Genomic DNA, 1,832 nt, shown 5'->3' with positions numbered 1-1,832 from the left:
ACAGCCCTTGCCGGTGGCTTTGGTGGCCCCTTCGCAGCCCGCCTCAAAGCCCCGAAGCCTCAGTCTCCGGGCACAGTGGCAACAGGCGGGCAGGGCACTCCCAGCCCAAAAGAAACTCCAAAACCTCCTGAGTTTGGTGGGGTTGATGCGTTTCTCGGCTCTCAAGCGGCAAGCTTGAACAAAAAGTTGGGTACTAAAATTGGTGAAGGTAGATTGCCTTACGAGGCCAGTCGCGCGGGCGTCGAACAGGCCAAGTTGACAGTTAAAGAAACACTGGAAAACGCGACGGCTGTCAGCAACTTAATCCCTAAATCCTCTGTTCGAGGAGGGTACGATCTTATCCATTTCTATAGCTCTAAGACTAATAGCACTGTGAGCCTCCGAGTTTTGCCTGGTGGTGGGTATGAGTTTGATACTTTGATTCCAGAAAAATCCTCAAAGTTCTAAATATAAGAGATATAACTATGATTGTAGGTGAGAGAATTTGCGAGTTTAGATTTCGGTCTTTTTTTATGTCGGGGTCTTTGGTTCGTGAAATGCTCGTTCTGTACTTTAGATTTTCAAAGTCGGGGTGGATCTCGTTAGACCTTGGCGAGGGGATCTTGAGAATTTTGCCTGTTGAATCAGAGCCAAAGCTTTTAGATTTAAATGCAATTCATGATGATTTTGCATATCCGGTTCAGAAATCAGACGAGTTGAATAGATATTTGGGTAAGGAGTTGATTGCCGTTTACAAGTACGTGATTCCGAATGTGGAAGATGGTTGTGTTGGAGCTTATTTAGATTTCGGAGATATTGGATTTAGTGTTTTGGAGCATGAGGATAAATTATCAATAATTGATGGAATTTTTGCCAATTCAGGCAATTTAAGTTTATGTAAAATATATCTTTAGAATATTGTTTCGAAGTTATTATATTAAATATAACGTATTATTCGCGAAAATACAGCGTTTAAATAACAGGTTTGCGTTGTGAATTTTATCTCAGTTGCTAGTTCATAGTTCCAAGTGACGGATCGAAGCGTTCAGAGCATGATTGATGCTGGATGTCTTAGGGTTGTAAAATGATGATCGATAAAATAAAAACAATAGAACTTCTGAAATTTGCTCTTCAGAAAAATGGAGTTGATAGTTTTTCTTATTTTATTGGGTCTGAGGGTGATGAAAAGTTTCAAGATGGTGTGCTTTGCTTGCTGGAGGGTGCTGATGGTAGGTGGATAATTTTATACATTGAACGGGGATTATCCAGTTGCCTGAGTTGGTATAGTGATCTGCACGATGCGGTGACCAGCTTCTATTGGAAGTTAACGAGAGTGGATACTCCTTGGGAGTATCGAGAAGACTGGGAAATGGAAACCGGGCGAAGATTATAGTTGTGCAAGAACTGTATTCACCTGACAGTCTGACGCCCTAAGCCTCGGCGTCATCAGTGCATCCGGCCCTGCGAGCCCAATGCGCACCCCGTTGATCCTGCCAGCCTGACGCTTGGCGTTGGCGTTTCCAGCTCGAAGAGCGGCAGCACCCAGTCGGGGGAGGCAGCTCGCGTCACGGCCCTCTCGGCGGGGAATGACCTGATCATCAGCGCCGGGCGGGACGTTGTCTCGCAAGGGGCGCAGATCGATGCCGGGAATGATGCGGTGATCACCGCCAGCGGGCTACACGCGCAATGCAGACGGCACGGTAACGCACAGCGGCAGCGGTCAGCTCTACACGCCTGTGCGCGATGCTTCGGGCAATGTGCGCTTTGACAGCTGCGGCAACCCGGTCTTCAACACCCAGAGTGGGGACTGTCAGGAATTTCGTGTACGGGCGTGCATAATGGGTATGAAGGAG

General features: G+C 47.1%; 4 protein-coding genes. All 4 read left to right on the top strand.

From position 1 onward, the window contains the following. On the top strand, nt 1-447 hold a 447-nt coding region (locus H163_RS24635; protein ID WP_169445944.1), incomplete at its 5' end, for a hypothetical protein. A 17-nt stretch (nt 448-464) separates the two neighbouring features. Then, entirely contained in the window at nt 465-893 is a 429-nt protein-coding gene (locus tag H163_RS24190) for a hypothetical protein (RefSeq protein WP_081626090.1), read from the top strand. Nucleotides 894-1,063: 170 nt separating this feature from the next. Beyond that, nucleotides 1,064-1,372: a hypothetical protein gene (locus H163_RS24545; RefSeq protein ID WP_147290479.1), complete on the top strand. Its 309-nt coding sequence runs from the start codon at nt 1,064-1,066 to the stop codon at nt 1,370-1,372. Nucleotides 1,373-1,432: 60 nt separating this feature from the next. Next, complete coding sequence (locus H163_RS24990; protein ID WP_081626089.1) at nt 1,433-1,747, top strand: hemagglutinin repeat-containing protein; 315 nt, start codon at nt 1,433-1,435, stop codon at nt 1,745-1,747. Nucleotides 1,748-1,832 lie beyond the last annotated feature (85 nt).

This window comes from Pannonibacter phragmitetus DSM 14782, from assembly GCF_000382365.1.
GTDB classification, from domain to species: Bacteria; Pseudomonadota; Alphaproteobacteria; order Rhizobiales; family Stappiaceae; genus Pannonibacter; species Pannonibacter phragmitetus.
Note: the sequence above shows the minus strand (reverse complement) of the source record. Positions and strands in the feature narration are given on the sequence as shown.

Excerpts from the sequence above, each read along its gene's own strand:
- H163_RS24190 (WP_081626090.1), top strand. The coding sequence starts at position 465 with ATGATTGTAGGTGAGAGAATTTGCGAGTTTAGATTTCGGTCTTTTTTT.
- H163_RS24545 (WP_147290479.1), top strand. The coding sequence starts at position 1,064 with ATGATGATCGATAAAATAAAAACAATAGAACTTCTGAAATTTGCTCTT.